The 24410-nt window shown below is 50.6% G+C and carries 26 protein-coding genes and 1 pseudogene; all 27 read right to left on the bottom strand.

Annotated features, from left to right (window positions below; translation table 11 throughout):
* Positions 1 to 382: 382 nt before the first annotated feature.
* Entirely contained in the window at positions 383 to 1363 is a 981-nt protein-coding gene (gene mreB, locus B4F99_RS07655) for a rod shape-determining protein MreB (RefSeq protein ID WP_035410615.1), read from the bottom strand.
* Between the two features lie 217 nt (positions 1364 to 1580).
* Entirely contained in the window at positions 1581 to 2885 is a 1305-nt protein-coding gene (murA, locus tag B4F99_RS07650) for a UDP-N-acetylglucosamine 1-carboxyvinyltransferase (protein WP_214852114.1), read from the bottom strand.
* 251 nt (positions 2886 to 3136) lie between these two features.
* Positions 3137 to 3370, bottom strand: a complete 234-nt coding sequence (locus B4F99_RS07645) for a DUF1146 family protein (protein ID WP_290756416.1) — start codon at positions 3368 to 3370, stop codon at positions 3137 to 3139.
* A 317-nt stretch (positions 3371 to 3687) separates the two neighbouring features.
* Positions 3688 to 4101, bottom strand: a complete 414-nt coding sequence (locus B4F99_RS07640) for a F0F1 ATP synthase subunit epsilon (protein WP_023469493.1) — start codon at positions 4099 to 4101, stop codon at positions 3688 to 3690.
* 26 nt (positions 4102 to 4127) lie between these two features.
* The gene (gene atpD / locus B4F99_RS07635) at positions 4128 to 5546 is read right to left on the bottom strand and encodes a F0F1 ATP synthase subunit beta (protein ID WP_058704129.1); all 1419 of its coding nucleotides are present in this window, start codon (positions 5544 to 5546) and stop codon (positions 4128 to 4130) included.
* A 36-nt stretch (positions 5547 to 5582) separates the two neighbouring features.
* The gene (atpG, locus tag B4F99_RS07630) at positions 5583 to 6434 is read right to left on the bottom strand and encodes an ATP synthase F1 subunit gamma (protein WP_058704130.1); all 852 of its coding nucleotides are present in this window, start codon (positions 6432 to 6434) and stop codon (positions 5583 to 5585) included.
* A gap of 42 nt (positions 6435 to 6476) precedes the next feature.
* Positions 6477 to 7985 carry a F0F1 ATP synthase subunit alpha gene (gene atpA / locus B4F99_RS07625; RefSeq protein WP_035395863.1) on the bottom strand — a complete coding sequence of 503 codons (1509 nt, stop codon included), beginning with the start codon at positions 7983 to 7985 and terminating at the stop codon, positions 6477 to 6479.
* Between the two features lie 19 nt (positions 7986 to 8004).
* Positions 8005 to 8538 carry a F0F1 ATP synthase subunit delta gene (locus B4F99_RS07620; protein WP_023469497.1) on the bottom strand — a complete coding sequence of 178 codons (534 nt, stop codon included), beginning with the start codon at positions 8536 to 8538 and terminating at the stop codon, positions 8005 to 8007.
* Positions 8538 to 9071 (bottom strand): F0F1 ATP synthase subunit B, encoded by a 534-nt coding sequence (gene atpF / locus B4F99_RS07615; protein ID WP_214852108.1) that lies wholly within the window; start codon positions 9069 to 9071, stop codon positions 8538 to 8540. The genes B4F99_RS07620 and atpF overlap by 1 nt, the downstream gene beginning before the upstream one ends.
* 127 nt (positions 9072 to 9198) lie before the next feature.
* Complete coding sequence (gene atpE, locus B4F99_RS07610; protein WP_023469499.1) at positions 9199 to 9411, bottom strand: F0F1 ATP synthase subunit C; 213 nt, start codon at positions 9409 to 9411, stop codon at positions 9199 to 9201.
* Between the two features lie 75 nt (positions 9412 to 9486).
* A complete protein-coding gene (gene atpB / locus B4F99_RS07605) occupies positions 9487 to 10230 on the bottom strand; it encodes a F0F1 ATP synthase subunit A (RefSeq protein WP_290756405.1) in 744 nt (247 codons plus the stop codon).
* Positions 10231 to 10238: 8 nt separating this feature from the next.
* The gene (locus B4F99_RS07600) at positions 10239 to 10625 is read right to left on the bottom strand and encodes an ATP synthase subunit I (RefSeq protein WP_290752966.1); all 387 of its coding nucleotides are present in this window, start codon (positions 10623 to 10625) and stop codon (positions 10239 to 10241) included.
* Positions 10622 to 10840, bottom strand: a complete 219-nt coding sequence (locus tag B4F99_RS07595; RefSeq protein WP_023469502.1) for an AtpZ/AtpI family protein — start codon at positions 10838 to 10840, stop codon at positions 10622 to 10624. The genes B4F99_RS07600 and B4F99_RS07595 overlap by 4 nt, the downstream gene beginning before the upstream one ends.
* Positions 10841 to 11604: 764 nt before the next feature.
* Complete coding sequence (gene wecB, locus B4F99_RS07590) at positions 11605 to 12738, bottom strand: non-hydrolyzing UDP-N-acetylglucosamine 2-epimerase (RefSeq protein ID WP_214852105.1); 1134 nt, start codon at positions 12736 to 12738, stop codon at positions 11605 to 11607.
* Between the two features lie 126 nt (positions 12739 to 12864).
* Positions 12865 to 13493 (bottom strand): annotated as a pseudogene (upp, locus tag B4F99_RS07585) (uracil phosphoribosyltransferase).
* 72 nt (positions 13494 to 13565) lie between these two features.
* Positions 13566 to 14522, bottom strand: a complete 957-nt coding sequence (locus B4F99_RS07580) for a hypothetical protein (RefSeq protein WP_290756401.1) — start codon at positions 14520 to 14522, stop codon at positions 13566 to 13568.
* Positions 14523 to 14675: 153 nt separating this feature from the next.
* Entirely contained in the window at positions 14676 to 15305 is a 630-nt protein-coding gene (locus tag B4F99_RS07575) for an ABC transporter ATP-binding protein (RefSeq protein WP_290756398.1), read from the bottom strand.
* A 42-nt stretch (positions 15306 to 15347) separates the two neighbouring features.
* A complete protein-coding gene (locus tag B4F99_RS07570; RefSeq protein ID WP_290756395.1) occupies positions 15348 to 16376 on the bottom strand; it encodes an ABC transporter permease in 1029 nt (342 codons plus the stop codon).
* Between the two features lie 75 nt (positions 16377 to 16451).
* Positions 16452 to 17807 carry a HAMP domain-containing sensor histidine kinase gene (locus B4F99_RS07565; RefSeq protein ID WP_290756392.1) on the bottom strand — a complete coding sequence of 452 codons (1356 nt, stop codon included), beginning with the start codon at positions 17805 to 17807 and terminating at the stop codon, positions 16452 to 16454.
* The gene (locus B4F99_RS07560) at positions 17804 to 18472 is read right to left on the bottom strand and encodes a response regulator transcription factor (protein ID WP_290756390.1); all 669 of its coding nucleotides are present in this window, start codon (positions 18470 to 18472) and stop codon (positions 17804 to 17806) included. The genes B4F99_RS07565 and B4F99_RS07560 overlap by 4 nt, the downstream gene beginning before the upstream one ends.
* A 76-nt stretch (positions 18473 to 18548) precedes the next feature.
* On the bottom strand, positions 18549 to 19808 hold the full coding sequence (glyA, locus tag B4F99_RS07555) for a serine hydroxymethyltransferase (RefSeq protein WP_058264526.1): 1260 nt from the start codon (positions 19806 to 19808) through the stop codon (positions 18549 to 18551).
* Between the two features lie 111 nt (positions 19809 to 19919).
* Positions 19920 to 20459 carry a TIGR01440 family protein gene (locus tag B4F99_RS07550; protein WP_035410650.1) on the bottom strand — a complete coding sequence of 180 codons (540 nt, stop codon included), beginning with the start codon at positions 20457 to 20459 and terminating at the stop codon, positions 19920 to 19922.
* Positions 20459 to 20899, bottom strand: coding sequence for a ribose 5-phosphate isomerase B (gene rpiB / locus B4F99_RS07545; protein ID WP_214728375.1), 441 nt, complete (start codon positions 20897 to 20899; stop codon positions 20459 to 20461). Before rpiB ends, B4F99_RS07550 begins: the two co-directional genes overlap by 1 nt.
* A 5-nt stretch (positions 20900 to 20904) precedes the next feature.
* A complete protein-coding gene (locus B4F99_RS07540; RefSeq protein ID WP_035410655.1) occupies positions 20905 to 21420 on the bottom strand; it encodes a low molecular weight protein arginine phosphatase in 516 nt (171 codons plus the stop codon).
* 17 nt (positions 21421 to 21437) lie between these two features.
* Positions 21438 to 22436 (bottom strand): L-threonylcarbamoyladenylate synthase, encoded by a 999-nt coding sequence (locus B4F99_RS07535; RefSeq protein WP_035410658.1) that lies wholly within the window; start codon positions 22434 to 22436, stop codon positions 21438 to 21440.
* Positions 22433 to 23281: a peptide chain release factor N(5)-glutamine methyltransferase gene (gene prmC / locus B4F99_RS07530; RefSeq protein ID WP_290756385.1), complete on the bottom strand. Its 849-nt coding sequence runs from the start codon at positions 23279 to 23281 to the stop codon at positions 22433 to 22435. Before prmC ends, B4F99_RS07535 begins: the two co-directional genes overlap by 4 nt.
* Entirely contained in the window at positions 23281 to 24339 is a 1059-nt protein-coding gene (prfA, locus tag B4F99_RS07525; protein WP_056064179.1) for a peptide chain release factor 1, read from the bottom strand. The genes prmC and prfA overlap by 1 nt, the downstream gene beginning before the upstream one ends.
* Between the last annotated feature and the right edge of the window lie 71 nt (positions 24340 to 24410).

Below are 24410 nucleotides of genomic sequence, written 5' to 3'. Positions count from 1 at the left end.
GTTTGTCTCTGACAGCGCAAAAATTTGCGCTTTTTCCTGTAGGAGTCGGATGAAGCACAAGGAGGCACATAATCATTTAGTACCATGACATTATGGACTAAGCATTATGTTTAAAACAAGGGGAGTCCAGTTTCCGATACGTACTTCGGAAACCGGACTCCCTATTGGTTTGATTCATATCGAACGAACTTGTCCATTCTCGACTCCTGCAGGAAAAGAAAGTGCAAGCAGCACTTTCGTCAGGGATAGGTAAGACCCGACAACTCGCATGAAATGCGCGCTGTCGCGGCTTACCTCCCGCCTGTGGAAAGCGAGAAGGACAAGATGGTCGTTATAGGAATGAATTTTTACGAAAAATCATATCCTTTACGCTGACACGCTCTTACTTCCCAAGATTGTCGAGCATGATCCCTGTACCGCGTGCGACACATAACATCGGATCTTCTGCGATCAGAACCGGTAGGCCGAGTTCTTTTGCAAGTAACTGGTCGATTCCGTCAAGAAGTGCGCCCCCACCCGTCAGGATGATGCCACGGTCGATGATGTCCGCTGCAAGCTCTGGTGGTGTCTTCTCGAGCACGCGCTTCGTTGCTTCGACGATCTCCATCGCTGCCTCTGCGAGTGCCTCATGCATCTCTTCTGATGTCACCGTGATGTTATGCGGTAAACCCGTCACGAGATTACGTCCGCGAATATCCATCTGTTCCCGACGTCCGTCTTCTGAGACCGTCGCGACCGTCGTCTTGACGGCTTGCGCTGTTCGCTCCCCGATGATCAACTTATGCGTATCCTTGATCGAGCGGATGATGTCGTGATCAAACCGGTCGCCTGCGACTTTGATCGTTTCACCGCAAACGATATCACCCATTGAAAGGACGGCAACATCCGTCGTTCCACCACCGATATCAATGACCATGTGCCCTGCTGGCATCCAAATGTCCATACCGGCACCAACTGCTGCGACCTTCGGCTCGACTTCAAGGAAGACCGTCTTTGCGCCTGATTTTTCACCAGCTTGGCGAATCGCTTTTGCTTCGACCGTCGTGATGCTTGCTGGTGTACAAATCAACATGCGGACTCCACCGAACATCTTACGGACCTCAATCTTATCGATGAAATGGCGTAGCATCGCTTCTGTCATTTCGAAATCAGCAATGACGCCGTCTTGAAGCGGTCGAATGGCCACGATGTTTCCCGGTGTCCGGCCCACCATCAAGTGTGCTTCTGTCCCTACCGCGTGAATCTTGCCTGTCGCCTTATCGATCGCGACGACCGATGGCTCATCGAGGACAATGCCTCTACCTTTTACATGAATGACGACATTCGCCGTCCCTAAGTCGATTCCGATATCTCTTGAAAACATCTCGTGTGCTCTCCTTTACCCACTGGCTATTCTTCCAAAATATAGAACGTCGTTTGGACGTCTAACCCATTTATGTATACATACCTTTCAATTCTAGCATATGCCCCATCGTGAAACGACTTTCTTTTTCGGCTTTTCTGATTTCATTGTCATCTTTTTGAAAAGACGACAAAAAAAGCATCCTCCCGGAAACGAGAGAATGCTCTTGAATGAGTGCTTAAAGTTTTGTTGCAGCTGTTTCTTCAACGACTGCCGCTTCTTCTGTCACACGTTCTACGTCTGCACCAAGTGCTTGTAACTTCAAGTGGAAGTCGACGTATCCACGGTCGATGTGGTGAAGTGCGCCAACGCGCGTTTCGCCTTCAGCGATCAATCCTGCTGTGACGAGTGCCGCACCTGAGCGAAGGTCTGTTGAAAGCACTTCTGCGCCTTGTAATTGCACGCCGCCATTGATGATCGATGAACGACCTTCGATTTTGATATCCGCGTTCATGCGACGGAATTCTTCGACGTGCATGAAGCGGTTCTCGAAGACTGTTTCCGTGATGACCGATGTGCCGCCTGCCTTGAGAACAAGTGCCATCATTTGTGCCTGAACGTCTGTCGGGAAGCCTGGGTGTGGCATCGTCTTGACGTCGACTGCTTCGAGTTTTTCTGGACCGACGACACGGAGACCTTCTTCTGTATCCGTGATCTTAACGCCCATCTCTTCCATCTTCGAGATGAGTGGACGAAGGTGTTCACGCTCTGCACCGATGACTTCGACGTCACCTTCTGTGATTGCTGCTGCGATCATGAACGTACCTGCTTCGATCCGGTCCGGAATGACGTAGTGTGTCGCACCATGTAATTTCTCGACGCCTTCGATGCGGATCGTTTCTGTACCTGCACCGCGGACTTTTGCGCCCATTGCGTTCAAGAAGTTCGCAAGATCAACGATTTCTGGTTCTTTTGCGACGTTTTCAATGATTGTCGTTCCTTCTGCGAGTGTCGCAGCCATCATGATGTTTTCTGTCGCACCGACTGATGGGAAGTCGAGGTAAATTTTCGCACCTTTGAGACGACCGTCGACATGTGCTTCGACGAATCCGTTTCCGATGATCGTCTTCGCGCCCATCGCTTCGAAGCCTTTTAGGTGAAGATCGATTGGACGTGAACCAATCGCACAGCCACCTGGCATCGCGACACGTGCGCGACCGAGACGTGCAAGTAATGGACCCATGACGAGGATCGAAGCCCGCATCTTACGGACGTATTCGAGTGGCGCTTCATCTTTAAGATTCGGTTCGGCATTGACTGTCACCGTGTTTGCTTCAGCGTCGAACTCGACTTCCGCATTCAAGTTGCGTAAGACGTTATTGATTGTATAGACGTCTGCTAGACGTGGTACGTTTTGAAGAACCGATTGGCCCTCTGATGCAAGCAATGTCGCGACGAGTGTTTTTAAGACCGCGTTCTTTGCACCTTCTACTTTGACTGTTCCAGCTAATTTACGTCCGCCACGGACAACGATTTTTTCCATTCTCCCTACTCCTCTGCTTCGTTTCTGTTCTAGTATGTTCAATTCGTGATTGGTGAGGATCATAGTTGGAATTCAACGAATGTTAGAAAAGAAACTTCCCTATTGTTGATCTCTTACTCCAAAGCCAATACGACGTTTCGATTATAGTGTTAGATGATTGCTAAATGACTGTGTTCCTTCATTGAAAGAGCAGTGTCCTGTTCCATGTTAAAACAAATTACCATTTCAGGGTTTACAATGCAGTTACAAGTTCACCCAATTAAAAACTGAAGACGCTGTGCAAAACCGGCATAATCCAATAAAAAGCGAGCTACGATTGATCCAAGTGCAATGGCTAGAATCGTTCGCAGGGCTACCGCATGCGGTCCTTTAAGATGTTGCAGGATTTTCTCCCATTTGACTGGTAATAAGGACCACCAAGCGAGTAGAATCGCTACGATGTAGACCAGCATACTAACTAACGCACTCACACCAATAGATGTCACTTTCGTTGCACCTCTTTTTCATAGTTTCTCCAACTTTACTATGATTTCATAAAATGAATGATTGCGCAAACAAAAAAGAACACGCTGAATTAATTTTAGCGTATAAAATATATTTATTGAAGATAAATTTAGTCTTCTAAAGAAAAAATGTTGAAGAAATTGTGAAGACGAGGCATATAATGTACTTTTACATTTTTACGGTGTTTTAAACCTGTATCGTCCTCCCTCTTGCGAAAACGTTTGCTTTTAGAAAAATCATTGGCGTATCGTACAAAAAAAGACCCGATTCCGCAAAGGAATTCGGGTCTTTGGTCGAATCAATCGCGACCGTAGTCTTTCAAGCTGAGACGGTTAACTGCTCGTTTCAGTGAAAGTTCAGCGCGTTTGAATTCGAGTTCTGATAGTTTCGTGTCCTGGAGACGACGTTCTGCGCGAACCTTCGCAGCTGCAGCCCGGTCGTAATCGACCTTGTCTGCTTGCTCCGCAGTTTCCGCAAGAACCGTTACAGTATCCTGGCGCACTTCCATAAAGCCACCGCTGATAGCGATCAACGTGCGTCCGCCATCTTCGTGGCGCAACTTCAAGATGCTGATATCGAGTGGTGTCACGAGTGGGACGTGGTGCGGGAGAACCCCGATCTCACCAGAAATCGTCTTCGCAACGACCATACGGATATCGCCATCATACACTTCGCCATCCGGGGTGACGATATTGACATGAAGTGTGTTCATCTCAAGTCCCCCTTATGCTTTGTCACTTAGACAAGCGCCTTCGCTTTTTCAATCGCATCTTCGATCGGACCGACGAGACGGAATGCTTCTTCCGTTAAGTCATCGTGTTTACCTTCGAGGATTTCTTTGAAGCCGCGGATCGTATCCTTAACTGGGACGTACGATCCTTTTTGTCCTGTGAACTGCTCAGCTACGTGGAAGTTCTGCGACAAGAAGAACTGGATACGACGCGCACGGTGTACAGTCAATTTGTCGTCTTCTGACAACTCGTCCATACCGAGGATCGCGATGATATCTTGAAGTTCTTTATAACGCTGAAGTGTTTCCTGAACTTGACGAGCGACACTGTAGTGCTCTTCGCCGACGATTTCCGGTGAAAGGGCACGTGATGTCGAAGCAAGTGGATCCACGGCAGGATAGATCCCCATCTCAGAGAGACGGCGCTCAAGGTTCGTCGTTGCATCTAAGTGAGCAAACGTCGTTGCAGGAGCCGGGTCAGTATAGTCATCGGCTGGTACATAAACCGCTTGGATCGATGTAACCGAACCTTTGTTTGTTGATGTGATTCGCTCTTGGAGCATACCCATCTCTGTTGCGAGTGTCGGTTGGTAACCAACGGCAGATGGCATACGACCGAGAAGGGCCGATACCTCAGAACCCGCTTGTGTGTAACGGAAGATGTTATCAACGAAGAGAAGAACGTCTTGTCCTTGCTCATCACGGAAGTATTCCGCCATCGTCAAACCAGTCAAGGCAACACGAAGACGTGCACCCGGTGGTTCGTTCATCTGACCGAAGACCATCGCTGTTTGTTTGATAACGCCTGAATCCGTCATCTCGTGGAACAAGTCATTTCCTTCACGCGTCCGCTCACCAACACCTGCGAATACCGAGATACCGCTGTGCTCTTGGGCGATGTTGTTGATCAATTCCTGGATAAGGACGGTCTTACCTACACCGGCACCACCGAAGAGACCGATCTTACCACCCTTGATGTAAGGAGCGAGCAAGTCGACGACTTTAATTCCAGTCTCGAGGATTTCAACTTTCGTTGAAAGGTTATCGAAAGTCGGTGCTTTTTTGTGGATTGGAAGACGTTCCACGTCAGCAGCGATTTCTTTTTCATCAATTGGGTTACCGAGTACGTTGAAGACGCGACCAAGTGTCGCTTCTCCGACGGGTACCGAGATTGGAGCATTCGTATCGAGTACTTCCATTCCACGGCGTACTCCATCCGTAGAGTCCATCGCAATGGTACGGACGACGTCGTCACCAAGGTGCAGGGCGACCTCAAGCGTCAAGTCGATAGCCACTTCTTCTACAGTTTGCGGCGTATATTGAATACGGAGCGCGTTGTAGATGTTCGGTAAGTGTCCTTCGAACTTAACGTCGATGACAGGTCCCATGACCGCGACGACGCGGCCTTTTAAACCGAGTTCGTTCATCGTGTTTCCTCCTACCTATCGTTACGCCAGTCGGGATTACTGCTGCGCAGCAGCCCCACTGACGATCTCTGTGATTTCTTGCGTGATCGCAGCTTGTCGAGCTCGGTTGTAGACGAGAGTCAATCGACCGATCAAGTCATCTGCGTTATCTGTCGCACTTTGCATTGCTGTCATACGTGACGCATGTTCTGCTACTTTCGCGTCAAGAAGCGCACCGAAGATCAAGCTCTCCGCATAACGCGGGAGGAGTTCTGCAAGGATTTGTTCCTCGCTTGGCTCGTACTCATAAGTCGTCGAAGACGAAGCTTCGATTTCTCCGAGTGGGAGAAGGGTTTCAACTTTCACTTCCTGGCTGATGACAGATAAGAAGTGGTTGTAGCACAGCTTGAGCTCGTCGATTTCGCCGATCGTGAACGCACTCACTGTGCGCTTCACGATCTCAGCGACGTCGACATACGAAGGAGAATCGTTCAAGCCTGTGATCGCATCCGTGACCGTGATTCCGCGCGAACGGAAGAACTGGACACCGACTTTACCGACCACGAAGAGAACGTAACTGTCCGTAGTATGCTTTTCTTTGATTTCCCGGTAGACTTCACGCAGCACGTTGGCGTTATATGCACCAGCTAAGCCGCGATCCGATGTGATGACGATATATCCTGTCTTTTTGACGGGACGTTTCTCGAGCATCGGATGGCTCGCACCTGTCGTGCCATTCGCAATGGTTCCGAGTACCTCTTGCATTTTCAGCATGTAAGGTTGGAACTTCGCGCTATGTGCTTGAGCGCGGTTCAGTTTCGACGCCGAAACCATGTTCATCGCTTTCGTGATCTGTTTCGTACTTTTCGTCGAGTTGATCCGCGTTTGTATCTCGCGCAACGATGCCATTTCGATTCACCACCTTGTTAGTATCAAGAGCGTTCCGCCGGATTAGACCGTCGCTTGGAACGTTTTCTTAAATTCTGAGATTGCTGCTACGAGCTCTTCGTCTGCTGGAAGGTTACCTGTCTTACGGATCTCATCGCAAAGTTGTTTGCGGTTTTGATCGAGCCAGAGGTTGAGTTCCTTTTCAAAACGACGAATATCCGTTACAGCAACATCATCAAGGTGACCACGAGTCAAGGCATAGATGATGATGACTTGCTTATCGACAGTAAGGGGTTGGTTCAAGTCCTGTTTCAAGACTTCAACTGTCCGCTCACCACGGTTAAGCTTCGATTGAGTCGCTTTATCAAGGTCAGATCCGAACTGAGCGAATGCTTCAAGCTCACGGTAAGATGCGAGGTCAAGACGGAGCGTACCCGCTACCTTCTTCATCGCTTTAACTTGAGCCGAACCACCTACACGCGATACCGAGAGACCCGGGTTGATCGCGGGACGGACACCTGAGAAGAAGAGATCCGATTGAAGGAAGATTTGACCATCCGTGATCGAGATAACGTTCGTCGGGATATAAGCTGAGATATCCGACGCTTGCGTCTCGATGAACGGAAGGGCAGTCAAGCTACCTGCGCCAAGCTCGTCGTTCAACTTCGCCGCACGCTCAAGAAGGCGTGAGTGGAGGTAGAAGACATCCCCTGGGTAAGCTTCGCGGCCTGGTGGGCGTTTCAAGAGAAGTGAAAGCTCACGGTAAGCAGCTGCTTGTTTTGAAAGATCATCATAGATGACAAGAACGTGTTTGCCTTGGTCCATGAAGTGTTCACCCATCGCGACACCTGCGAATGGTGCGAGGTAAAGAAGTGGAGCCGGCTGTGAAGCCGCTGCCGAAACGACGATCGTGTAATCGAGGGCACCGTTTTTACGGAGCGTCTCGACGACGCCACGGACTGTTGATTCTTTTTGTCCGATTGCGACGTAGATACAGATCATGTTTTCTTCTTTTTGGTTGATGATCGTATCGATCGCGATCGACGTCTTACCCGTCTGACGGTCACCGATGATCAACTCACGCTGTCCACGACCGATTGGAACGAGGGCATCGATCGCCTTGATTCCTGTCTGAAGTGGTTCGTGTACCGATTTACGCGCCATGACGCCAGACGCCTTACGCTCGATCGGGTTGTAGTGTTCTGTTTCGATTGGACCAAGACCATCGATTGGCATACCGAGTGGGTTGACGACACGTCCGAGGAGTGCGTCTCCAGTTGGTACTTCCATGATGCGGCCCGTACGGCGAACAGAGTCGCCTTCTTTGATTTCAAGGTAGTCACCGAGGATGATGATACCGACGTTGCCTTCTTCTAAGTTTTGCGCCAAGCCCATTGTGCCGTTAGCGAATTCTACGAGCTCTCCCGACATGACGTTGTCGAGTCCGTGTGCACGAGCGATACCATCACCGATTTGGATGACCGTACCTGTCTCGTTCACTTCCATCGTAGAACCGTACTGCGCGATACGCGCTTTAAGCAGGGCGCTGATTTCTTCAGCTCTAATGCTCATGCGTTTCACCCCTATTTTCTTACGCTTTTAACAGCTCACGCTCAAGGCGCGTTAGTTTAGTTTCGATCGTACCGTCATATGTCGTGTAACCGATTTGAACGCGAAGTCCTCCGATGACACTCGTGTCGACGACGTTCTCGACTTCAAGCGTTTTACCTGATTTTTGGCCAAACGTCTCTTTCACTTTCGTGAGTTCCTCGTCTGACAATTTGTATGCACTCGTGACGATTGCCGTCGCGACATTGCGGTGTTCATTCAACAATGCAATGAAGTGTTCCGGTAACGTGACGATTTCTGCCGCCCGGTCGTTTTCGACCATGACGAGCAACGTGTTCAAGACGATCGAGTTGAAGCCAGTGAAGCTTGTTTGAAGAACTTGCTTGAGCTCTTCAGCAGAAATCGATGGGTTATCTAAAACCGAAGCGAGCTCTGGTGTTGCGTGGAGCACTTCGCCGAGCGTCCGCACATCAGCTTCTGCTTGCTCGAGCACATGGTGCTCAAGCGCAAGATCGAAGAGCGCTTTTGCGTAGCGTCCCGCTACGTGATCACGCATTAGTTCGTGCCCTTAGTATCAGCAAGGAATTGATCGACGAGTGCTTTTTGAGCGGCTTCGTCCGTCGCAAGCTGTGTTTTCATGACGTGGCGTGCTGCAGCGATTGCTTGAAGAGCGACATCGTTCTTCAAAGCAGCTTGTGCTTCAGCGCGTTCACGTTCGATCGCACGGCGAGCTTCTTCCTTACTCATTTCGGATTCAAGACGTGCCTGCTCCATCGCACGTGCTTGCTCTGCTTCTGCCTGACGGCGTGATGCTTCTAAAAGATCGCGTGCTTCCGTACGCGCCTTGTTTAATTCTTCGCGTTGTTGTTCTACGTAGACTTCAGCGTCTTTACGGCTCTTTTCAGCCGAGTTGATCTCGCTAGCCACATGCTCTTCCCGCGCTTTCATCATGTTGACGAGCGGGCCCCATGCGAATTTCTTCAAGAGGATGAGGAGCAAGAGGAAAACGACGATCGTGACGATCATGTTGGCTAATAAGAGATGGTTGCCTTCGCCACCAGCCTCTGCCGCAAGATACGTTAGATTCATTCGATTACACTCCCCTCGTGGTTGGTTCAACTTCAATATCTACATAAGGGAGCCTAAGCTCCCGTGACGGTTCACTCAAACGTTGAACGAATAGCGCCCTATGTAGTCCGTTCTCGTTAATCGTGGATTAAGAGTTGAGAAGAAGGAAACCGACCGCTACACCGATGATTGGAAGTGCCTCGACGAGACCGATACCGATGAACATTGTTTGACGAAGTTCGTTTTTGAGTTCTGGCTGACGTGCTTGACCTAATACTGTACCGTTTACGATAAGACCGTTACCGATACCTGCGCCGAGTGCGCCGAGTCCGATGATGATCGCTGTTGCAATAAGATTCATGATAAATTGCCTCCCTAGAGTATGTTCATTGATTTGTCGTGCTGTTATCGGAAAAGCGGATGCTTTACCTTCGAATTAATGGTCGTGCGCTGCCTTATGTCCGATGTAAACCATCGTCAGGATAAGGAAGATGTACGCTTGGATACCACCGATGAAGAGTGAGAATCCTTGCCAGATCAACATCGGGATACCCGAGATGATCGCGCCGACTGGTCCGAGGAATTGGAAATCGTTCGTACCAGAGACGATACCGATCGAAAGAATGATTCCGATCATGATCTCACCAGCGAAGATGTTTCCGTAAAGACGAAGACCGAGCGTCAACGTGTTTGCAAACTCCTCGATGATGGTAATGATAAACATCGGCGTCATGAATGTTTTCGCATAAGCGCCGAAGCCGCGCATCTTCACACCGTAGTAATGGCTCATGACCACTACGAGAGATGAAAGTGCCAGTGTCACGTAAGGATCTGCAGTTGGTGAGTTGAACCAAATGTAGTGTCCCGTCACGACGTTGAATGGGAGACCCATGATGTTGGATACAAGGATGAACAGGAATAATGTCATTCCGAACGTAAGGAAGCGACCCCCTGTTTTCCAGTCCATCGTGCTGCTGATGATACCGCGAACGAATTCGAGGAACATCTCCATCACGTTTTGAGCACCGGTTGGCTTCATCACAAGACGTCGCGTACCGGCCACGGCAATCAAGAAGACGAGAGCAGCAGCAATCAATACTGTGATCAAGTTCGTCCAGCTACCGTACAGAACGAAGTCACCCCAGAGTGGGATTTCGTAAAGTGGCATTTCGTGGTTCATTTGACTATTCACCTCTTTTCCCGCTTGAGTTCGTGAGTCAAGAACTCACAAAATTGTATGACGTGGCCGGCGAGAAGGCCTATTACCACCGCAGTTAATGACAATTCAGTTTGATATTTCAAACCGATCATCACACAAAGTACCGCGACCGCCATGCGTGAAACGGTCCCACGAGACATCGGCTTACGCCCCGTCTCGATTACACGATACATCCGATCGACGCTGAGTCGTTGAAGCGTCAAGATCAGAAAGCTGCCAGTTCCACCAAGCGCCAGTCCATAGATGACCGGTTCACTCGGGCGTCCGATGAGCAGCAGGACAGCAAGGATCCCGTAAAAGAGTCCAAACCATCGTAAGTACGCACGATACAACGCATCTTGAAGGATGATGTTCATGTCTTCTCCCCTAACAAGTGCCTGATCATGGCGATCATGCAAAGAATGCCGATGAAAATCCCGATGAACACGGCGAACGTCGCACCCATTTTTTCCCACCATTGTTGTTGTTCCCCATAGTTCCCAACCAAAAAGCCAATGACGATCGGTGCAGCCAGTGCCGTCGAAATTTGCGAGGCCATGACCATACTCTTCGCGAGCCCACTTTGGCGCACTAGAGACGACCCCCTTTTTTCCCAATTGTGAGTTCTTTTTCTTTCCCACAATTTGCGGATTTTCATACTAGTCAAGAATACAATGAAGCAGCTTTCATAGTCAAATGAATTCACAATAAAAACAGAGCCGAAAAACCTATACATATCAACGATTGATAAGGTTTTCACAGATGTCTTACATGCAAGTCATTTCACGAAGATGTGAAGAAAATATGTAGTGCTATCAACGGTTAAAGAGATTGTTCATATGGTGAACAAAACCGTTGAACAGTAACGTTATATCGTGCCCGTTAAACCGAAACAAGACCTCTAAAATTGATTTGTGTCGATTTTGTGAAAAAACATTTTTTGTTCACAATTGAAAACGCTTCCTAATCAGGACATAAAAACAGCTCTGACATCTGTTTGTAACAATACATTTCAGCGATTTCCATTTTTTAATCGTGCGCTAAGTCACAGCTTGAATCGTCATCGTTTCCTTTCCAGTTTCAAGGTCATCTGGTTTTACATTTTCTAAACAAATGGGCTGAATTTAGCGGAAATGACAAAAATAATATAGCTCCTTCATGTAGGAAGCTACATATACTAGTATTTTATCTCGCTTTGAATTCTCCACGCTTCCTTCACCCGCTTTCCTCAGGCGAGACACAAGCCAGGATTCACGTTCCTTCCGGTCCGTGAATTCGGGTCTTGTTCGTCTCTGACAGCGCGACTTGTCGCGCTTTTTCCTGTAGGAGTCGGGTGATGACGCGTGCTGTCCTACTTCATTGTGTGAGTAACGGTGCCGGTGCTTCTCCTTGACCGAAGTGATGCAGAATCGCTTGGACGATGCGTTCTGAGGCGTGACCGTCTCCATACGGGTTTGAAGCATGCGCCATCTCCTGATAAAGTGTTTTGTTCGTCAAGAGTTCTGTTGCCATCTGATAGATCGTCTCTTCTTCCGTTCCGGCAAGCTTCAACGTTCCGGCAGTAATCCCTTCCGGACGTTCCGTCGTATCGCGTAAGACAAGAACAGGAACACCGAGTGATGGTGCTTCTTCTTGTACGCCACCCGAGTCAGTTAAGATCAAATGGGCACGGCTCGCGAAGTTATGGAAATCGAAGACGTCGAGTGGAGCGATCAACGAAATCCGATCATGCCCTTCAAAAACCTTCTTCGCCGCTTCTTGAACGACTGGATTGAGGTGGACCGGATAGACGACGTGCGTCTCCGGGAACGCATCGACGAGGCGACGAATCGCCCGGAACATTTGGTGCATCTTCTCGCCTTGGTTCTCACGACGGTGCGCTGTCATCAAGATCAACTTCCGGTCCCCGACCGTCTCGAGCATCGGATGGACGTAATCCGATTGGACGGTCGTTTGCAGAGCATCGATCGCCGTGTTTCCTGTGATGTAGACACCGGCGTGACGATTTTCGGATGCGAGATTCGCTGCCGCTTGCGCTGTCGGAGCGAAATGTAAGTCCGCGAGCGTCGACGTCAACTGACGATTGACCTCTTCCGGGAACGGAGAGTACTTATTATAGGTCCGCAGTCCCGCCTCGACGTGACCGACCGCGATCTGATTGTAATAGGCAGCTAGGCTTCCGACGAACGTCGTCGTCGTATCCCCATGGACGAGGACGAGATCCGGTTTGATGTCCTTCATGATCGCATCAAGTCCTTCAAGACCACGCGTCGTGATGTCGATGAGGGTTTGACGTTGTTTCATGATATTTAAATCATGATCCGGTTCGATCTCAAACAGATCGAGCACTTGATCGAGCATCTCGCGGTGTTGGGCAGTGATCGTAACATGAACATCAAAAGCAGGGTGTTGCTTCAGGGCGTTGACGAGCGGTGCCATCTTGATGGCTTCCGGTCGTGTCCCGAAAATCGGCATGACTGTAATCGGCATGGTGACTTCCTCCTTTTTTCCTTTTTTCATTAAAGCATATTTCAGCAATCTTGCGCAGTTTACGAAATAGCAACGAAAAGACCGCAGATCATCGTCTGCGGTCTTTTCGTATATCTTGCTGTCTTTTTACTTCGTTCCGAAGAGACGGTCTCCTGCNNGCCGAGCCCTGGGACGATGTATCCGTGGTCGTTCAACTTCTCGTCGAGTGCCGCGAGATAGATGTCGACGTCTGGGTGTTCTTCTTGAACGCGTTTAACGCCTTCAGGTGCTGCACAGAGACATGCGAGCTTGATGCTCTTCGCCCCTTGTTTCTTTAAGGAGGAGATGGCGTCTGCCGCCGAACCACCTGTCGCAAGCATCGGGTCAACGACGACGAAATCACGTTCTGCGACGTCTGTTGGGAGCTTGAGGTAGTATTCCGTTGGCTCGAGTGTCTCCGGATCACGGTACAAACCGATGTGACCGACTTTGACGTTCGGCATCATGCGGAGCATGCCGTCGACCATACCGAGACCGGCGCGGAGAATCGGGACGATCCCGAGTTTCTTGCCTTCGATCATCTTCTGCGTCGTCTTCGTGACCGGTGTCTCGATCGCGACATCTGTGAGTGGAAGGTCACGTGTGATTTCATATGCCATCAATGAAGCCACCTCGTCGACAAGTTCCCGGAATTGTTTCGTTCCTGTTTCGACTTTACGCATGATCGTCATCTTGTGCTGAATCAATGGGTGATCAAATACATGTACTTTACTCATTGTTTGCATCTCCTCTCCATTCTCTTTTCGCATTGTACTCTATAAGCGTACTGCTTGGGAACTGTTTTTTCGTCAGTTCCCGAGCGTACTCTTACCCGATAGAATCGCTTTTGCCGCATAAGACCATTCATTTTCCGGTTGTTTCGCGAGTTCTTGTAAGGTCGCTCGATAGTCGCCTTTTTTATATTTTTGTTCATAAACGGCTTGCATCCAGAGGACATCACTTATGTAACCGGACTTCGGAAAATCTTCCCGATAGGCGATGTAATCCGCTTGTGTCGTGTTCTTCAACTTTCCGGCCGCAATCAACTTATAAAAGCGTGCCATGCCTGCTGTCTCTTTGTTCGTCAAGACGGATCCGTTCAAGACACTGTCTGCTCGTTTGTAGTCCTTCGCCTGAACGGCAGCGACCCCTTGCTCGAGCGCTTCTTTCGCAGACACTTTCGGCTCCTGTGTTTCCGTTTTTGTTTCCTTCTTCTCTGGCTTGATCGCTTTCGCCCTCTCTTGCTCCCTTGCCAATTGTTCGTTTTTTTCTTTTAACTGTTCGACTTCTGTTTGTAGCGCTGCGAGTTGTTGCTCGACCTCTGTCTGTTTCGTTGTGACTGGTGTTGCGGGTTCGCTATCCAACTGTGTCCAGACGAGAACGAGAGAGACGACAGCAACGGCTCCACCAATCCACCATGGATTCAGTTTTCCGAGTCGCTTCCAGTCTTTCAATTGCGGATGATTCTGGACCGTGACGGGAAAGGATGCGAATCGCTTTTGAGCAAGACGTTTTCCGCCTGCTTTTCCTGCGATCGCTAGGCGGTAACGATAAACCTCTGCCGGCATCGGTAACGTCTTCCACTGTTCAAAACGAGCATCCGCTTGTTCATAAAATCCGGCCTGTTGCATGATGACGATTGCTTTGAAATCTTCGAGCATCCGTTGATATTCCCGGCGTTCGTGGCTTTTATGTGTAAACCATTCCGTTAGTCGTTCGGTCTGAATGGCTTGTAATTCGCTTTGGATCAAGGTTGTTAAATTCACATTTATTTCCACCCTTATCTTTTTTTACTACGGTTAAGTATATCAAAGATAACGCTTCCGCAAATGGTCCGTTTCCCCTATCTTCGTGATGAATCAGCAAAAAACCCTTTTGTTTCACATGCACTGAGGCACGAAAACAAAAGGGAAACTCGTTCAACTATGAGAATAGGACCGGGATGCTGTCGCTTCCGTAATCCGTCCGTCTTCGATTCGCCAAATCCGGTCACAGACATCTAGCATCCGTTCGTCATGGGTGATGACGATGACGGTCTTGTTCGCACCATGCGCTTGTTGTTGTAACAACTCCATCACCCGGCGTCCGTTCGGATAATCCAGACTTGCCGTCGGTTCATCCGCAAGTACAAGTCGTGGTTCATTAACGAAAGCCCGGGCAATCGCGACACGTTGTCGTTCGCCACCTGATAAGGCGTGCGGCAAATGGTCTTTCCGGTGCTCGAGTCCGAACACGGCGAGAGCCGATGTCACGTCAACGGTTCGCCCCGCTTCTTTTGCAACTAGCTCGAGTTGCTCTCCTGCTGTCAAAAATGGTACGAGATGCGATTCTTGAAAGATGAACCCGACTTCCTCGAGACGCAAACGACGACGTTCTTCGTCCGCTGCTTCACTGACGCACGTATGATCAAAGTAGACGGCACCATTCGTTGGGGTCTGTAACAATCCAAGCAACTGGAGCAGTGTACTTTTCCCACTACCGCTCGGTCCGACGAGAGCAATCAACTCACCCGCTTCTGCTTGTAAGTTAATGTCATGCAGCACCGTCATCTCACCATAACTTNNAACTTTGTTCAATCTGTTCTAATCGAATCATCCGTTCATTCCTCCCATCGCATCTGCCGCCTCGAGTTTCTTGACCATCCGTAGCGGAACAAGCGCACCGAGGATCGCCGTTACGAGTAGAATGCCGCCGTACATCAGACTCGTCGACCATTCAAATCGGAAGGGAAGATCCGGCGGCAGGAAACGACTCGTCAGATAGGTGATGGCGACGCTGACACCAAAGGCAAGACTCGTCAGTATGACGACTTGAACGAGCAGACTCGCTCCCATCGTCCTTGTCCGGATGCCGATGGCCTTTAAGACACCAAGCTGCTTCATCTTCTGCATCGTCAAGATATAGAAGAAGGCTGTCAGAATCAATGCTCCGATGACGACGAGCGCGACCCGCATCATCTGAAAGGAGTTTTGTTCTGCCGCGTAACCCGGTACGTTTTGAACAATCTCTTGTTTTGAAAAGACCGAGTGATCGGTTTGCAACGACTGACCGATGTATGCCGAGACATATGATGCACCGATTTTCGATTGCCACGCTTGCCACGATTCATCGGTCATCCAGAGGACGGGGGCGTGACTATAACGTCCATCTGTCACTGTACCGGCAATTCGGAACGTCTCTTTCGTCCGAAAATCCGTGATCGTATCGCCGACGCGCGTTCCGCGTTGCTTTGCATACGCAGCATCGACAAGTACCTCCCCTTTTTGCAACGATTGCAGCTGTTTGGGACCATATTTCGTAGTCTGTGGTAACGCAAAGACCGTCACGTCGTCCTTCGTTTTATTCTTCTTCTCAAGCACCATGTTCTGGACACCGAGTGCTTCCGCGCCCTTTGGTGTTTCATCCGCCTGTAAGAATGAACGTGTCAGCTGCCCTTCTGCATCTTTACTTAGCGCAAACTGTTCGACCGGCAGATTACGGACGGCTGCCCCATTGTCATAAGCTAGTCCATCTGCAAGGCCGGTGATCATCAAGATCAATAAGACGAGCAACATCGTCACGATCGTCATCCAACTGAATCGCCCTTTCATCCGGACGAGTTCTTTCCATCCTAGTTTCATTATGTGATCCCTCCTGTATGTTCGCTACAGGATTGATGATACAGCCGCAATATGAACGGAACATGAACGCAGGTGTCACGCGCGTAAAAAAGTTAACGTTACGGTTAGACCCGATGAAGCGGACGACAAGCTCGCATCCCCACCGAGTTGACGCATCGTCTCTTTGACGATCGCAAGCCCAAGTCCCGTTCCGCGCGACGTCCGAGACGCATCGCCTTGATAAAAGCGTTCGAAGGCATGTTCCATTTGTTCATCCGTCATACCTGGTCCTTCATCCTTGATCCGGACGATGACCTGATTCGCTTGTTCCTCTGCTTGAATCTGGATTGTCGCTCCGTCTTTCGAGACCGAGACAGCGTTTCGGATGACATTTTGGAAGACATGTTCCAACGCACTGACATCCGCTTGTATTTGTATCACCGTCGGAACATCGAGTGCGACAGCGATTCCTTGCTCATCCAGCTGGAAGGCAAGTGTCGTGAGTGTCGCCTCAAGATTCGTCCGCAGATTAAGTGCTTGTCGTTTGAAGCGTCGTCCTTCATCGAGCTTCGCTAAAATCAACAGTTGACGCGTCAGCTCCGACATTCGCTCCGCCTCTTGACGGATGACCGTTCGTTTCCTGACGTCTTCTCCCGTCACATCGAGTTGTCCCGCGTAACCAGCAATCGTCGTCAGCGGCGACTGGAATTCATGCGAGACGTTCGCAACGAATCGGCGCCGTTCCGTATCAGACGCTTCGACTGCCGTTGCCATTTCGTCAAACCGCCGGGACAGCTCACCAATTTCATCGCGTGCCTTCGTTCCGACGCGGATTCCGTAGTCACCGTCTGCCATCTGTTCCGTCGCTTTTGTCAGGCGCCGGATCGGACGAACGAGATAGCGGATTGAAAAGACAAGCAAAAGGAAACTGATCACGACAAGCAGTCCAAGGAACAGACCGACGAACAGATGCAACTCACGGATCTGACGACTCAAGTCCGGTCGGACGAAGATCGCGTCCGTGCCTTGCACCGTCTTGACCGACGTGCCGTACGTATTGATGACTTCGTTATCGAACAGACCGAGCAAGAAGAGATGGAACGGATATTCACGCATTCCGTAATACGGTTGACCACTCTTCACGTGCTCGACGACCCGATTCGAGAGCGCTTCATCACGAAACGGGTTTCCGTAACGCTCGATCGCGTCGTCCGTGCGCACATACAGTTGAAAGCCGGTCGCTTGTAACATCCGGTAAAACGACTCCGTCTTGCCGTCCCCGTGCGTTTCATAATAATCGATCGCCGTCTCGACCGCTTCCTCGACTTTTTGGCTGTAGCTGTCCTGCCAAAAGGAATAATAGGCAATATTACTAATCAGGAGCGCCAGTAGTGCCGACACGAGTAAGACAACGCAGACGAGTCCGACGATTTTCGTATAGAGGGATCTCATGCGTCGACCTCCAACCGGTATCCGAGTCCGCGGACCGTCTCGATCTTCACCTGATTCGTTTCCTTTAAGCGTCCACGGAGGCGTTTGATGTGGACATCAATCGTCCGGTCATCCCCCATGAAATCGAGTCCCCAGACGTGTTCGATCAATTCCTCGCGGCTGAAGACCCGTCCCGGGAAACTCGCCAACTGATGCAACAATTCGAATTCACGTCGCGGGAGTGTCCATTCGGTCGACTGAATCGTCACGAGCTGACTACGTTTATCGATCGTGACATCCCCGAGATGCAAAACAGGTTGCGCCGCTTTTTGATAGCGCCGAGCCACAGCGTGGAGGCGAAATACTAATTCTTCCGGATCAAACGGTTTTGTGATGTAATCATCGGCACCTGCTGCGAAGCCGTCCCGTTTATCTGTCAGCTCCCCGAGTGCCGTCAGCATCAAGATCGGGATGTCCCCGTGTTGCCGTAATCGCTCGCATAAGACGAGACCGGTCTGTCCGGGGAGCAGGACATCAAGTACGGCTGCTTCGAACGTCATCTCCTCGATCCAAGCGAGCGCTTCGTTTCCGTCTGCTGTCGCTCGGATGGAATGCCCGTCGGCTTGTAACGTTGACACGACAAGGGCTTGGATATGAGGGTCATCTTCTGCGACTAGAATATACATCGTACTCCTCCTTTTTTAGACAAACAAAAAAATCCCCTTCCCCTTCTCATAATGAAAAGGACGAAGGGGATGACAGTCATCCGCGCTCTGGGTAGAGTGGGAAACGACCTGTCAACGCAACGACACGCTCACGTGCTTGTGCGAGAACGTCTGCTTCTTCTGGGTGGTTCAAGACGAGTTCGATCAACTCGGCGATTTCTTTCATCTCAGCTTCCTTGAATCCGCGAGATGTCATCGCTGCCGTTCCGATCCGGATACCGCTCGTGACGAACGGGCTCGCTGGGTCGAACGGAATCGTGTTCTTGTTGACCGTAATGCCAGCTTCGTCAAGCGCATGCTCGGCGAGTTTCCCCGTGATCCCGAGTGGTTGCAAGTCAACGAGGAGCAAGTGATTGTCTGTTCCGCCTGAAACGATCCGGAGTCCACGCTTCGTCAATTCCTCACCGAGTACTTTCGCGTTCGTGACGACTTGACCGATGTAGTCCTTGAACTCTGGTGCAAGGGCTTCACCAAATGCAACAGCTTTCGCGGCGATGACGTGCATGAGTGGACCACCTTGGATCCCTGGGAAGATCGCTTTATCGATCGCTTTCGCATGCTCTTCTTTACAGAGGATCATCCCACCACGTGGACCACGCAACGTCTTATGCGTCGTCGTCGTGACGAAGTGTGCATGCTCGACTGGGTTTGGATGTTGACCTGCTGCGACGAGTCCAGCGATGTGTGCCATGTCGACCATCAAGTAAGCACCGACGCTGTCTGCGATTTCACGGAAACGTTTGAAGTCGATGACGCGCGGATACGCCGATGCGCCCGCTACGATCAATTTTGGTTTATGCTCTTCAGCTAATTGTGCGACGACGTCGTAATCAATCATCTCTGTCTCTTGATCGACACCGTATTCCACGAAGTTGTACTGGACACCGGAGAAATTGACGGGGCTACCGTGCGTCAGATGGCCACCGTGCGATAGGTTCATCCCGAGGACCGTATCGCCCTGTTCGAGAATCGTGAAGTAGACCGCCATGTTCGCTTGTGCACCTGAGTGTGGTTGCACGTTCGCATGCTCCGCTCCGAAGATTTCCTTCGCGCGGTCGCGTGCTAAATTCTCAGCGAGATCGACATACTCACAGCCACCATAATAACGACGACCTGGATAACCTTCTGCGTACTTGTTCGTCAAGACGCTGCCTTGTGCTTCCATGACAGCTTGCGAGACGAAGTTCTCGGATGCGATCAATTCGATGTTATCGCGTTGACGACCTAGTTCCTGGCGCATTGCCGAAAAGAGTGCCTCATCTTGTTGTTTCAGATACGTAAGCGGTGTTTGTTCCATCTGAATTCCCCCATTTCATTTCGATAGACCTATCTTAACACGAATGTTTCGTTCCCGGCATCCCTAAAAACAACATCAAAAAAGCAAGGGGTGCGCAACCCCTTGCATCAATCATTCGTATTTAGCACGTGCTCCACCGATTAATTTTGGTCGTGTCACGGCTGCCGTCACGTGTGCCTCACCAATTTCCTTATGCGGCAAGCGCACTGGAATCGCAACAGCTTTCAAGTGCATGCCGATGAACGTGTCCCCGATATCGATTCCGGCATCAGCCTGAATCGCTTCGACGACGACAGGTGCCGAGAAGCGCTGGTACGCAGCACTCGCCATCGATCCACCCGCTTCTGGAACGGGAACGACCGTCACCGGATCAAGCCCGAGACGTTCGGCCGTTTGCCGCTCAAGTGTCAGCGCTCGGTTGATATGCTCACAGCCTTGGAAGGCAAGATCGACTTGATGCGATCGACGAAAGGCATCGAAGACATCGAACAAGGCGTCCGCTACTTCCGGTGAACCTGCCTTGCCGATTTGTTTGCCAATCACTTCACTCGTCGAACAGCCGATCACGAGCAATTTTCCTTTTAAGGAAAATCGTTCATCCAGAGCGTTCAGTGTCTCTTCTAAATCGTGCTGGATGCGTGTCACGTCCATTACTTCACCTCATAATCCGAGATTTTGCAAACGCGGTTCTCATGACGTCCACCTTCGAATTCCGTCTCAAGCCAAAGCTGTGCGATCTCACGAGCTAGTCCTGGACCGATGACGCGTTCGCCCATCGTCAAGATGTTCGAATCGTTGTGCTGCCGCGTCGCTTTCGCGCTGAACGTATCATGGACGAGCGCTGCTCGGATGCCCTTGACCTTGTTCGCTGCGATACCGATCCCAATGCCTGTGCCACAAATCAAGATGCCACGGTCAAACTCTCCGTTCGCGACTGCCTCCGCGACTGGAATCGCGACATCCGGATAATCGATCGAGTCGGACGAATGCGTACCGAAGTCCGTATAGTCGATGCCGAGCTCTTGTAGGAGATCGTTGATTTCTGCCTTTAACTTAAAACCGCCATGATCCGCGCCGATTGCTACTTTCATCTTTACTATTCCCCCGTTTGTTTAGGTTGTTTTTTCGGAAGCTTCCGTGTGTCCGGAGTTTTTCTTCCGTTTCCGTTCTGCGTCAATTTTAACACAAGACGATTGACGAGGGGTTCGAGTTCATTACGTACTTGGCGATAGACGTTCATCGATCCGCCGTACGGATCGTTGATATCCCGTTCAAGCCCAGTCACATATTCGTACAAGGTGAACGTCCGTTCCTTCAGTTCCGGATAGCGTTCACCGACTTCCTGCTTGTGCTGACGCGTCATCGTCAAGATGATGTCAGACCAGCGTCCGAGTACATCATCAAAGACTTGCGTATAGTGCTCGAGTTCGATGCCGCGTTCGCGTAACACTTGTAGTGCGTTCTCGGACGCATCGAATCCTTGCATCGAACGTAGTCCTGCTGAACGGACGTCAAATTCCTGATCAGCGACTTTCGAGCGTAGTAACGCCATCGCCATCGGGCTACGGCATGTATTTCCTGTACAGATAAATAAAACGCGACGTGTGCTCATCTCCGTATCCTCCTTCTTCAAGGGCGAATGACCCGACCACCTGCTGCTTTATGGAGGCGGTTGCGGACCGCAAGCCCCACCCCTTCTTCTGATAGGTCTCGTACAAAAATCTGATCCACCGTCGTCTGATCAAATCGCCGTAAACAATCGTAAAGACGTTGTGCCGCCGTCTCCATCGAATTACCAAGGGAGCAGCGAACATCTGCGTCGACATCCTCCCCGTCGAACAGGAGAACGCCCGTCTTGTGTCCGGTTTGTCGTGCATCATCGATGAGTTGCTGTAAGAATGAAAGATCCCCTTCGACGACGGACAGTGTCGCTTCCGGCGCATAATGGGTATATTTCATCCCGGGTGCCTTCGGTGTAACATCTTTCATCGATAAGGCAGGATCGAGTGTGACAGGACCGATGATTGCCTCGACTTGTTCGCGTGTCACGCCACCCGGTCGTAAAATCGCCGGTGGCGTCATCGTACAATCGATGACAGTCGATTCGACCCCGATGCCCGTCTCCCCTCCATCGACGATCGCAGCGATGCGTCCCGAGAGGTCATGTGCGACATGCGCAGATGACGTCGGTGAAGGTTTTCCAGAACGGTTGGCACTCGGTGCTGCGAGACCCAGCCCTGTCGCTTCAATCAATTGAAGCGCGAGCGGATGATCTGGCATCCGTAATCCGATCGTATCTAGTCCTGCTGTGACGAGTGTGGATGCGGTGCCGTTCGATTCGAGGATGATCGTCAAGGCTCCTGGCCAAAACGCCTCCATCAAACGTGTTGCAACATCGGGAATGTGCGTGACGAACTGATGTGCCTGTTCTACGGATGCGACATGGACAATCAGCGGATTGTCGGAAGGTCGACCCTTCGCGGCGAAGATTCGCCGAACAGCCGCTTCGTTCGTTGCGTCCCCTGCGAGACCATATACGGTCTCGGTCGGCATCGCCACGACCTCTCCTTCCTGCAATAACCGAACTGCTTCATCCATCGTCTGTAAATCAATCATTTCCGTCTTCACGCTGTACAATCCTTTCGTTCCGCATACACGATGCGGTCTTTACCGTTTATATCTTTTAAAATACCCGTTTCCGCACTTGGATAACGTTCTTTTAACATCATTTGCACTTCTGGTCCTTGATTGTGTCCAATTTCAAACGCAATCAGTCGGAAATCGTCGCGTAGAACCCGTCCGCTCTCCTCGACGAGACGTCGGTAAAAGACGAGACCGTCTTTTCCACCAAACAGAGCGAGATGCGGTTCATGGTCGAATACGACCTCACTGAGCAATTCTTCTTCCTCGATATAAGGCGGGTTCGAGATGAGCACCCGCACGGAATCGTCCGCAAGTGGTGCCAGTAGATCCCCTTCGAGAAACGTCACGTCCCCACCAAGCGTCGCTTGATTCTGCTTCGCGACCGCAATCGCGGCTGGTGAAATATCGACGGTCGTGACCGGTTGCTCGAGTTCGAGCGCGAGTGTGATTCCGATCGCCCCACTACCAGTTCCGATGTCGACGATCTGTCCCGCGGTGAACGACTCACGTTCGAGGCGCTCCGTCACGAAGACGATCAACTCTTCCGTTTCTGGTCGCGGAATCAAGACATCTGGTGTGACGCTGAAGTTCCGTCCATAAAACGGCTGATAGCCGATTAAATGTTGCACGGGCACACCGTGAACATGGGCGAGCAAGTATTCACTGAATCGTAAATCCTGCTCCGGTGTCAATTCATCTGACAGACGGACGAGGAGTCCCGTCCGGTCGACTTCTAAGACGTGCATGAGTAACCATTCGGCACTCGAACCCTCGCGTCCTGCTTGTTCCATCATCGTTTTTGCTTCATTTAGACGTTTTGCGATCCGCATCAGTTTGCCGCCTCCGATGCCCGTGCTTGATACTCCATGACGAGCGTATCGATGACCTCATCCATCTCTCCTTGGAGGATCCGGTCGAGCTTCTGGATCGTCAAACCGATTCGGTGGTCCGTCACTCGATTTTGTGCGAAATTATACGTCCGGATTCGTTCCGAACGGTCACCTGTACCCACTGCCGACTTTCGTTTTTCATCATATTCAGCCTGCTGTTCGCGTTGAATCTTATCGTAGACACGCGCGCGCAAGACCTTCATCGCTTTTTCCTTGTTCTTGATCTGCGACTTCTCATCCTGACAGCTGGCGACGATTCCGGTCGGCACGTGCGTCACACGGACAGCCGACTGTGTCGTATTGACGGACTGTCCGCCCGGTCCACTCGATGTGAATGTATCAACCCGGACATCCTTATCGTGGATTTCGACTTCAACGTCTTCTGCTTCCGGCAACACGGCGACCGTTGCCGTCGATGTGTGGATCCGTCCGCCGGATTCCGTTGACGGAACGCGTTGGACACGGTGTGCCCCATTCTCATATTTCAGTTTCGAGTAGGCTCCCGTCCCCTTGACGATGAAGATGATCTCTTTGTAGCCACCGAGTTCCGTATAGCTCGCGTCGATGATTTCGATCTTCCAGTTCTGTTTCTCAGCGAACTTCGAGTACATCTTAAAGAGATCACCAGCAAATAACGCTGCCTCGTCTCCTCCCGCTGCGCCGCGAATCTCGACGATGACGTTCTTGTCGTCATTCGGGTCCTTCGGTAGCAGTAAGGCTTTCAGTTTCGCTTCGAGCTCTTTGATCTCCGGCTCAAGCATCGCGACTTCTTCCTTCGCAAGGTCGCGCATCTCCGGATCCGTCAACATTTGGCGTGCCTCTTGATAGGCTTCCATCTTCTCGCGATAGACGCGATAGGTCTCGACGGTCGGCGCAAGTTGCGACTGCTCTTTTGAGACCTCGCGCAATTGATTCGTATCATTAATGATGGCTGGATCAGCCAACATATCATTCAGTTTTTCATAACGGTCCTCTAAGGCACTCAATCGATCCAACATCTCGGGTCATCCTTCCTTCGATTCTTCTGTCGTCAGTATAGCAAATATTGCGATCGATGGCGTCATCGTCT

The sequence above is a fragment of the Exiguobacterium sp. UBA3491 genome (genome assembly GCF_002377745.1).
GTDB lineage: Bacteria > Bacillota > Bacilli > Exiguobacteriales > Exiguobacteriaceae > Exiguobacterium_A.
This window is presented reverse-complemented; position numbering and strand designations above follow the sequence as displayed.

What these genes read in the sequence shown, in the direction of transcription:
- mreB (WP_035410615.1), bottom strand. Translation starts at nt 1,363, where the DNA reads ATGTTTTCAAGAGATATCGGAATCGACTTAGGGACGGCGAATGTCGTC.
- murA (WP_214852114.1), bottom strand. Translation starts at nt 2,885, where the DNA reads ATGGAAAAAATCGTTGTCCGTGGCGGACGTAAATTAGCTGGAACAGTC.
- B4F99_RS07640 (WP_023469493.1), bottom strand. Translation starts at nt 4,101, where the DNA reads ATGAACACACTTCATGTCAATATCGTCACCCCGGATGGCGAAGTGTAT.
- atpD (WP_058704129.1), bottom strand. Translation starts at nt 5,546, where the DNA reads ATGAACGAACTCGGTTTAAAAGGCCGCGTCGTCGCGGTCATGGGACCT.
- atpG (WP_058704130.1), bottom strand. Translation starts at nt 6,434, where the DNA reads ATGGCATCGTTGCGCGAGATACAAACGCGGATCAACTCGACGAAAAGT.
- atpA (WP_035395863.1), bottom strand. Translation starts at nt 7,985, where the DNA reads ATGAGCATTAGAGCTGAAGAAATCAGCGCCCTGCTTAAAGCGCGTATC.
- B4F99_RS07620 (WP_023469497.1), bottom strand. Translation starts at nt 8,538, where the DNA reads ATGCGTGATCACGTAGCGGGACGCTACGCAAAAGCGCTCTTCGATCTT.
- atpF (WP_214852108.1), bottom strand. Translation starts at nt 9,071, where the DNA reads ATGAATCTAACGTATCTTGCGGCAGAGGCTGGTGGCGAAGGCAACCAT.
- atpE (WP_023469499.1), bottom strand. Translation starts at nt 9,411, where the DNA reads ATGAATCTTATTGCAACAGCGATCATCATCGGACTCGGCGCACTCGGC.
- atpB (WP_290756405.1), bottom strand. Translation starts at nt 10,230, where the DNA reads ATGAACCACGAAATGCCACTTTACGAAATCCCACTCTGGGGTGACTTC.
- B4F99_RS07600 (WP_290752966.1), bottom strand. Translation starts at nt 10,625, where the DNA reads ATGAACATCATCCTTCAAGATGCGTTGTATCGTGCGTACTTACGATGG.
- wecB (WP_214852105.1), bottom strand. Translation starts at nt 12,738, where the DNA reads ATGCCGATTACAGTCATGCCGATTTTCGGGACACGACCGGAAGCCATC.
- B4F99_RS07575 (WP_290756398.1), bottom strand. Translation starts at nt 15,305, where the DNA reads ATGACGGTGCTGCATGACATTAACTTACAAGCAGAAGCGGGTGAGTTG.
- B4F99_RS07570 (WP_290756395.1), bottom strand. Translation starts at nt 16,376, where the DNA reads ATGAAACTAGGATGGAAAGAACTCGTCCGGATGAAAGGGCGATTCAGT.
- B4F99_RS07565 (WP_290756392.1), bottom strand. Translation starts at nt 17,807, where the DNA reads ATGAGATCCCTCTATACGAAAATCGTCGGACTCGTCTGCGTTGTCTTA.
- B4F99_RS07560 (WP_290756390.1), bottom strand. Translation starts at nt 18,472, where the DNA reads ATGTATATTCTAGTCGCAGAAGATGACCCTCATATCCAAGCCCTTGTC.
- glyA (WP_058264526.1), bottom strand. Translation starts at nt 19,808, where the DNA reads ATGGAACAAACACCGCTTACGTATCTGAAACAACAAGATGAGGCACTC.
- B4F99_RS07550 (WP_035410650.1), bottom strand. Translation starts at nt 20,459, where the DNA reads ATGGACGTGACACGCATCCAGCACGATTTAGAAGAGACACTGAACGCT.
- rpiB (WP_214728375.1), bottom strand. Translation starts at nt 20,899, where the DNA reads ATGAAAGTAGCAATCGGCGCGGATCATGGCGGTTTTAAGTTAAAGGCA.
- B4F99_RS07540 (WP_035410655.1), bottom strand. Translation starts at nt 21,420, where the DNA reads ATGAGCACACGTCGCGTTTTATTTATCTGTACAGGAAATACATGCCGT.
- prmC (WP_290756385.1), bottom strand. Translation starts at nt 23,281, where the DNA reads ATGCGGATCGCAAAACGTCTAAATGAAGCAAAAACGATGATGGAACAA.
- prfA (WP_056064179.1), bottom strand. Translation starts at nt 24,339, where the DNA reads ATGTTGGATCGATTGAGTGCCTTAGAGGACCGTTATGAAAAACTGAAT.